Source organism: Yersinia sp. LJYL362 (genome assembly GCF_048323875.1).
Map to the genome: position 1 here is coordinate 1 of NZ_JBLWEX010000029.1, position 8,693 is coordinate 8,693.

Genomic DNA, 8,693 nt, shown 5'->3' on the forward strand with positions numbered 1-8,693 from the left:
CTAAAGAGAAAATGGTAGGGTACTGTATTGACATAAACATGCTGCATAATGTCAGCGCTAATAATCCAATATGTCCCCCAAAGGCTGCCGAGATAATACAAAGTAACATTGAAATTAATGCATAAGCGGCTAATACTTTCTCAGGCGCGAAGCGGGTAATTAACCAGGTTCCACTGAATCGACCGATAAAGAAACACACCATGGTGGCCGTTAAATAATTAGCAGCATATCCGGGTGTAACATTTGGCAGTTCTTCTATGGCATAGCGAATTAAATAACTCCAACAGGCTGTTTGTGCGCCGACATAACAGAATTGTGCTAATACTGCCCAGCGCCAATGAGTTATTTTTAATAAACGTGGTAATGATGCAAAGAAAGAACCATTGTGTGTATCGTCAGACTCACTTTTTATTGCAGGGAACCGAGTGATAAGAATTAATAGCGCAACAAAAATAACCACTGCCACAATAATCAAATAGGGTAACTGTACCGCTTTGACCAAGCTATGGTGATAACTATTTAAATCCTCAACCGACAATTTATCTAATACTTCCTGTGTCTGATGGGGGACATTGGAGAGGATTAAACTTTGCCCGAATACCACGGCGATAATGGCACCAAAGGAGTTAAATGTTTGCGCCAGGTTGATCCGGAAATGGCCGGTTTTCTCAGGCCCCAATACGGTAACAAAGGGATTAGCGGCCGTTTCAAGGCAACCTAAACCGGCCGCAATGATAAATAAACCGATTAAAAACAAGGTGTAATTCATCGTCTCTGCGGCAGGCCAAAACAGGGCTGCGCCAAAGGCGTAGAACAGAAGTCCGGTGATAATCCCCGCTTTATAACTGAATTTTTTCATCAAGATGCCCGCTGGGATTGGGATCAAGAAGTAACCGAAATAGAAAGAGGATTGAATCAGGCCAGCCTGAAAATTGGTTAGCGTAAATGCCTGCTGAAACTGAGGTAATAAAATATCATTTAGGTTGTTTGCTACTGCCCAAAGAAAGAACAGCGAGCACAGCAACGCGAAAGGAATCAGATATCTTTTTTTATTTACCGACTCGTCACTTACCGAGGCGGAAATTTTGGTGCTATCTGTTTGTATTAAAATATTTCCCATGGTGCCCTCGTCAGATACTTCACTCGTTCGAAAGTTCGTAATATTCGACGGAAATTTTTTGTTTAATGAATGATGTTTTTTTTGGGTTCGACATTAACTGTCTTTGTGCAAATTAAAATATCTTCATTGCGTTAAGTCCCGTTCTTTATAAGGTAAAAATCGCTAAAAAGTATGAGCTGAATCACATTGGTAACTCAATGCTGATATTTTGTGATGATAATCACTTTAAATAAAAACAATTCATGACCGTTTGAAATGAATTGTGTTTCAAACACACAAAGGTAATGACCGATTATTTTATTTCTGTCACAAACGGTCAATTCATCATAAATATATATGTAAACAGGTATTTGACCGTTTAGTCCTGTCGTGTTTTCAAACGGACATTTTATAAAAACAAACAATACTTAAATTGGCATTAAACAATGAATACTCATGACCTGGCTCACACTTTTGCGCGCTTCATTTTTTACTTTAATTAAATGAGCGAAAAATATGTCTCATCTTCACGCTCATTAACCCAATACATTATTTAATGCATTTTTACATTTAGGTATTTGCATCCCAAGAGAGGAACAAATGAAAAAGGAAGCATTGGCGCGAGACATTATTAATACCTGCCTTGAAATGACCCGCTTAGGCCTGAATCAGGGAACGGCTGGCAATGTTAGCGTGCGCTATCAAGAGGGTTTTTTGATTACGCCGTCCGGTATCGCTTATGACAAGCTCACCGAGTCACATATTGTTTATATTGATGCCGACGGTCACCACGAGGCGGGCAAAGTTCCTTCCAGTGAATGGCGCTTTCATCAGGCCGTTTACCAAACCCGGCCCGATGCCAATGCTGTGGTGCACAACCATTCAGTTCATTGCACGGCAGTTTCGATTCTAAATCGTCCGATTCCGGCCATTCATTACATGATTGCTGCCGCGGGTGGTGATGATATCCCTTGTGTGCCATATGCCACCTTTGGCACCAAAGCGCTTTCTGAACATGTCGCTGTGGCGATGAAAAAACGTAAAGCGACTTTGTTGCAGCATCATGGCCTGATTGCTTGTGAAGAAAACCTGGCGAAAGCACTGTGGTTGGCCCATGAGGTGGAGGTTTTGGCCACATTGCTACTGGCGATTTTACCGATTGTTGATGAGGTGCCGGTGTTATCTACAGAAGAAATCAGTGTGGTATTGGAGAAATTCAAAACCTACGGTTTGCGGGTTGAAGACTAGCTCGTGGCTAAAAATAGCAGGTGGACAAAAACATCGAGGAATCAATCATGAATAGAATGATTTTAAATGAAACGGCGTGGTTTGGTCGCGGATCATTGGCGGCACTGACCGATGAGGTTACCCGGCGGGGTTATCAAAAAGCATTGGTCGTCACGGATAAAATACTGCTCGAATGTGGTGTGGCAACCCGTTTAATCAGTCGCCTGGAACAGGCCGGTTTGGATTTCGCCATTTTTGATGCCGTCAAACCCAATCCGACTATCAGTGTTGTGCAACAAGGGGTAGATGCTTTTCGCCAAAGTGGAGCGGATTACCTGATAGCCTTGGGGGGCGGCTCGCCACAGGATACCTGTAAAGCTATTGGTATTATTATCAATAACCCTGAGTTTGCCGATGTGCGTAGTCTGGAAGGTGTCGCAGATACCCGTAAGCCTTGCGTACCTATTCTCGCTATCCCTACCACTGCCGGGACGGCTGCGGAAGTGACCATTAACTATGTGATTACTGACGAAGAGCGGCGGCGTAAATTCGTTTGCGTCGATCCTCATGCCATTCCCGCCGTAGCATTTATTGATGCCGATATGATGGACAGCATGCCCGCAGCGCTAAAAGCGGCGACGGGGGTGGATGCGTTAACGCATGCTATTGAGGGATATTTGACGAAAGGCGCTTGGGAGCTGACGGATACTTTGCATCTCAAGGCCATTGAGGTTATCAGCCGTTCCTTGCGGGCATCAGTAAAAGGGGATGCCACAGCAAGCGAAGATATGGCGCTTGGGCAGTATATTGCCGGTATGGGCTTTTCCAATGTGGGGCTGGGATTGGTACACGGTATGGCTCACCCGCTTGGCGCGTTTTACAACATGCCACATGGCGTGGCTAATGCCATTTTATTGCCTTATATCATGCGCTATAACGCAGCTTATACCGGTGAGCGCTTCCGTCAAGTCGCAGTGGCAATGGGGCTGGATAATGCATTAAGTTTGCCGCTGGACAAAGTGCGCGAGCAAACTATCCAGGCGGTATTTGCACTGAATCGTGATATTGGCATCCCCGCTTCTCTCAGTGCTGTTGGGATGCGGGCTGATGATATTCCAGCACTGGCGGCGGCAGCCTTTGCCGATGTCTGTACTGGGGGCAACCCGCGTGAAGCCTCGGTTGATGAGATAATGACGCTTTATCATCAAGCTTGCTGAAAGAACGGTCATTCGTCACAAATTGATTATAAAGTCATGAGGAAAGTTTAATCCTCATGGCTTTATTGATACCAAACAACTCCCGTTCTACCCAAAAGAGGTAGGGTCACTGATGCGGGGCGGTATATTTATCATCCTAACTATAACAATTGCTATCACTGAGCCACCGCGATCTGCCTTAACCATCCCTCCCGCTGAATAACTCATTTTTTTGAATTAATCGGATTTCATCTATTGCGATGTTCTCCATTTTCTGGAATGCAACCAAGTGGGAATCTTATGAAAGAGACCAACCAATCCCGGCTGTTAACGGCAGAAATTACGCGCCGAAAACTGGTCCAAACGACAGTCGTCGGCGGCCTGGCCGTGGCAACCGGAGCATTTTCGCTACCGTTTTCCCGCACCGCACACGCTGTTCAATCTGCAATAAACCCGGCTAATGATGGCAAAGTGATATGGAGTGCTTGCACCGTTAACTGCGGCAGCCGTTGCCCACTGCGCATGTATGTGGTTGATGGCGAAATTAAATACGTCGAAACGGATAATACCGGTGACGATGATTTTGAGGGGTTGCATCAGGTGCGGGCCTGTTTACGCGGCCGCTCAATGCGTCGGCGGGTGTATAACCCAGACCGATTAAAATACCCAATGAAACGCGTGGGCGCGCGTGGAGAAGGCAAGTTCAAACGTATTTCATGGGATGAGGCATTTGATATCCTCGCTGCCAGTATGAAAAGCATCATTAGTGAGTATGGAAATGAAGCCATCTATTTGAACTACGGCACGGGTACGCTGGGCGGCACCATGACCCGCTCGTGGCCACCGGGTTCAACCTTATTGGCTCGATTGATGAATTGCTGTGGCGGCTATCTTAATCATTATGGCGATTACAGCACCGCACAGATTGCAGCCGGCCTGAATTATACCTATGGCGGCTGGGCTGACGGCAATAGCCCATCAGACATTGAAAACAGCAAACTGGTGGTGTTGTTTGGCAACAACCCCGGTGAAACCCGGATGAGTGGCGGCGGTGTCACTTACTATTTGGAGCAGGCGCGGGAGAAATCTAACGCCAAGATGATTGTTATTGATCCGCGATATACCGATACCGCTGCGGGCCGTGAAGATGAATGGATACCGCTGCGACCGGGGACGGATGCCGCTCTAGCCTGCGCACTGGCGTATGTGATGATCAGCGAGAATCTGGTGGATCAGCCGTTCCTCGATAAATATTGCGTGGGCTATGACGAGAAAACCCTCCCCGAAAGCGCGCCGAAGAATAGCCATTATAAAGCCTATATTTTAGGGCAGGGTGCAGATAACACTGCCAAAACGCCGCAATGGGCGGAGGCTATCACCGGTATTCCTGCCGCAAAAATAATTAAGTTGGGCCGCGAAATTGGCTCGGTGAAACCCGCTTATATCGCGCAGGGGTGGGGGCCACAGCGCCATGCCAACGGCGAAAATACCAGTCGCGCAATTGCCATGCTGGCTATCTTGACCGGTAACGTGGGGATCAATGGTGGCAATTCCGGGGCGCGTGAAGGCTCCTACGGCCTGCCGTTTGTCCGAATGCCAACGTTGGAAAACCCAATTAAAACCAGTATTTCGATGTTTTTATGGACTGATGCCATTGAGCGCGGCCCTGAAATGACCGCCACCCGCGACGGAGTACGGGGTAAAGATAAGCTGGACGTACCCATCAAGTTTATCTGGAACTATGCCAGTAACTGCCTGATTAATCAGCATGCAGAAATAAACCGTACTCATGACATTCTGCAAGATGATAAGAAATGCGAAATGATTGTGGTCATCGATAACCACATGACGTCGTCAGCTCAATATGCCGATATCATTCTGCCAGATTGTACCGCTTCCGAGCAGATGGACTTTTGCCTCGATGCATCGAGTGGCAACATGGCATATGTGATCTTCGCCGATCAGGTCATCAAACCGCGCTTTGAGTGCAAAAACATCTATGAAATGACCAGTGAGCTGGCAAAACGTATGGGAGTGGAGCAGCAATTTACCGAAGGGCGCACACAAGAGGGCTGGCTGCGCCATCTTTATCAGCAATCACGGGAAGCCATTCCTGAACTGCCTTCCTTTGAGGAATTCCGCGAGCAGGGCATTTTCAAAAAACGCGATCCGGCAGGGCACCATGTTGCCTATAAAGCATTTCGTGCCGATCCGCTCGCTAACCCGCTCACCACACCATCGGGAAAAATTGAAATCTACTCTGCCGAGTTAGCGCAAATTGCCGCGACCTGGGAGTTACAACCGGATGATGTTATTGACCCGCTGCCGGTGTATGCCGCGGGGTTCGAAAGTTTTGACGATCCCCTTAACCAGAAATATCCATTGCAACTGACCGGTTTCCATTACAAAGCCCGAACTCACTCGACTTACGGCAACGTCGATGTCCTGAAAGCCTCTTGCCGTCAGGGAATGTGGATTAATCCTCTCGATGCCAGAGAACGCGACATTAAAAATGGCGATATTGTGCGGATATTTAATGGCCGTGGCGAAGTTCAGATTAACGCCAAAGTCACGCCGCGCATGATGCCGGGCGTGGTAGCACTAGGGGAAGGGGCGTGGTACAGCCCAGATAAAAATCGCATCGACAGAGCGGGCAGTATCAACGTATTGACCACACAGCGCCCCTCGCCGTTGGCAAAAGGGAACCCATCCCACACCAACCTCGTTCAAGTAACCAAGGCTTAAGGAGCTAACTGATGACGCAATATGGTTTTTACATCGACTCCAGCCGGTGCACGGGGTGCAAAACTTGCGAGCTGGCTTGCAAAGATTTCAAAAATCTATCAACCGATGTGAGCTTCCGGCGCATTTATGAATATGCCGGAGGTGACTGGCAGCAGGCTAACGGCGCATGGCACCAGAATGTGTTCGCTTACTATCTTTCTATTGCCTGCAACCACTGTAGTGACCCCGCCTGTACCAAAGTGTGCCCGACTGGCGCGATGCATAAGCGCGATGATGGTTTTGTGGTGGTGAATGAGGATATTTGTATTGGTTGCCGCTACTGCCATATGGCTTGCCCGTATGGTGCGCCGCAATATGACGAAGCAAAAGGGCATATGACCAAGTGTGACGGCTGCTATGAAAGAGTTGCCGCCGGTAAGAAGCCGATTTGTGTCGATTCCTGCCCATTGCGGGCGCTGGATATGGCACCTATCGATGAGTTGCGCGAGAAATACGGTGAACTGGCTGAAGTTGCCCCTTTGCCCGCCGCGCATTTCACCTTACCGAATATTGTCGTGAAACCGAATGCCAACAGCCGCCCGGTCAGAGATACCACCGGTCATCTGGCAAATCCGAAGGAGGTATAACATGGGTATGGGATGGCATGAATGGCCACTGATGGTCTTTACGGTTCTGGGGCAATGCGTGGTCGGGGGCTTTATTGTTCTTGGGCTGGCATTGATATTTGGCGGTTTGAGTCGTGGGCAACAACAGCGTGTTCACCGCAGCATGTTTGTGTTGTGGGTGTTGATGGCCTTGGCTTTCATTGCCTCGACACTACATTTGGGTTCGCCCATGCGGGCATTCAACTCGTTAAATCGGGTCGGTGAATCGGCGCTGAGTAATGAGATAGCCGCCGGTTCGGTGTTCTTTGCCGTAGCAGGTTTTTACTGGTTGCTGGCGATTTTGAATAAGATGCCCGCGTTGCTGGGTAAAATCTGGTTGGTGGTGGCCATGGTGTTGGGCGTGGTATTCGTTTATGCCATGTGTCGGGTTTATTCCATTGATACAGTACCCACCTGGGATAATATTTATACCCCACTGGGCTTCGTGCTGACCGCCTTTATTAGCGGGCCAATGTTGGGTTATTTACTGCTGCAATGGGCGGATATCAATGGGCGGGCCATGCTACAACTGCCGATGATCAGTGTGTTAGCGCTGATTATCAGTCTCGCCAGTGTCATTATGCAGGCCGCGAGTTTGCCGCTGATTTACAGCTCGGTGCAGCAAGCTACTCAGCTTATCCCTGATTACGGCACCTTGATGGTCTGGCGTTTGGTGTTACTGGTATTGGGATTAGGCTGTTGGATTTGCCCGTTAATCCGAGGGCGCACCCCCATGACTCTCGGGATGATTTTTGCCATGTTATTGATTATTATTGCTGAATTGATTGGCCGTGGCGTGTTTTATGGGCTGCATATGACGGTGGGAATGACATGATATATCAGCATATTGAACTGACAGGACGAGTCTTAGGGATACTATTTTACTGCGAGCCAGATAGCCCAGAATGCTGTGATATTGTGGCGCAATTAAGCAATGGCTCATGGGCGGCACAGTGGCCTTATGGCTCGGAACAGCAATTGCTGCCAATGGCGGCTTTGCTGGCGCAATCGGCAGGTGACGAAACCCGAGAAGAAGCTTGGCAACGGCTGTTCATTGGCCCTTATGCTTTGCCTGCCCCGCCTTGGGGTTCCGTCTATCTCGATAAAGAAATTGTGTTATTTGGCGACTCTACCCTAAAACTGCGTCACTGGATGGCGCAGAAGCAAGTGGAAGTCACATTGGAGCAGGGTGAACCGGAGGATCAGTTTGGTCTAATGCTAATGATGGCCGCCTGGCTGGCAGAGCATCAACCGGCTGATTTGCCCGAGTTACTGGCAGATCACTTGCTGCCATGGGGGTATCGCTATCTGGCCTTACTGCAACCCGACGCCGGGCACCCGTTTTATCAAGGGCTGGCTCAACTGGCCACCCTGACGCTCACCCATTGGCAACATGAATTGCAGGTGACACCTGCACTAGTCGAGTTGTATCGCTAAATAGGAATCTAGTTTTTTATTCAATGATAAGTGTGACTTTCTTACCGATATTACCGGCCATGCTAACCAATGAATCAAGAGTGAATTTCTCTGTTTTTTGATTAACGACATCTGAAACTCTCGGACGCGACACATGTAGTAATGTGGCCGCGTCCACTTGCCGTATCCCTTCTGATTTAATCCAACCGGCAATTGACCTCATCAGTGCTTTTTTCATGACCAAAGCTTGTTCAATCTCTGCATTTGATTCTGCTAATAGTTGACTGGCCTGAGCATCAGAAAACCCCAAATCACTAAAAATATTATCTTCTGCGGTAGTCATGTGACGTGATGCTGTATCAATTT

8 protein-coding genes are annotated in these 8,693 nt (G+C 48.2%); 6 read left to right on the top strand and 2 right to left on the bottom strand.

The window, feature by feature from the left end:
* The coding region (gene fucP, locus ACNSO8_RS01145) for an L-fucose:H+ symporter permease (RefSeq protein ID WP_418393569.1) at positions 1–1,120 on the bottom strand (1,120 nt) is incomplete at its 3' end.
* Between the two features lie 579 nt (positions 1,121–1,699).
* On the opposite strand from fucP, the gene ACNSO8_RS01150 reads away from it, so the two are divergent.
* The 6 genes from ACNSO8_RS01150 (at position 1,700) to dmsD (ending at position 8,348) form a co-directional block, all read left to right on the top strand.
* Positions 1,700–2,347 (top strand): L-fuculose-phosphate aldolase, encoded by a 648-nt coding sequence (locus ACNSO8_RS01150; protein ID WP_418393570.1) that lies wholly within the window; start codon positions 1,700–1,702, stop codon positions 2,345–2,347.
* Positions 2,348–2,391: 44 nt separating this feature from the next.
* Entirely contained in the window at positions 2,392–3,543 is a 1,152-nt protein-coding gene (gene fucO, locus ACNSO8_RS01155; protein ID WP_418393575.1) for a lactaldehyde reductase, read from the top strand.
* A 279-nt stretch (positions 3,544–3,822) separates the two neighbouring features.
* On the top strand, positions 3,823–6,267 hold the full coding sequence (gene dmsA, locus ACNSO8_RS01160) for a dimethylsulfoxide reductase subunit A (RefSeq protein ID WP_418393571.1): 2,445 nt from the start codon (positions 3,823–3,825) through the stop codon (positions 6,265–6,267).
* A gap of 8 nt (positions 6,268–6,275) precedes the next feature.
* Positions 6,276–6,893 (top strand): DMSO/selenate family reductase complex B subunit, encoded by a 618-nt coding sequence (locus ACNSO8_RS01165; protein ID WP_042547915.1) that lies wholly within the window; start codon positions 6,276–6,278, stop codon positions 6,891–6,893.
* 1 nt (position 6,894) lies between these two features.
* Positions 6,895–7,746, top strand: coding sequence for a dimethyl sulfoxide reductase anchor subunit family protein (locus ACNSO8_RS01170; RefSeq protein WP_418393572.1), 852 nt, complete (start codon positions 6,895–6,897; stop codon positions 7,744–7,746).
* Complete coding sequence (gene dmsD / locus ACNSO8_RS01175) at positions 7,743–8,348, top strand: Tat proofreading chaperone DmsD (RefSeq protein WP_418393573.1); 606 nt, start codon at positions 7,743–7,745, stop codon at positions 8,346–8,348. Before ACNSO8_RS01170 ends, dmsD begins: the two co-directional genes overlap by 4 nt.
* A gap of 16 nt (positions 8,349–8,364) precedes the next feature.
* Here the strand turns inward: dmsD and ACNSO8_RS01180 are convergent, their stop codons facing one another.
* Entirely contained in the window at positions 8,365–8,691 is a 327-nt protein-coding gene (locus ACNSO8_RS01180) for a helix-turn-helix domain-containing protein (RefSeq protein WP_418393574.1), read from the bottom strand.
* Between the last annotated feature and the right edge of the window lie 2 nt (positions 8,692–8,693).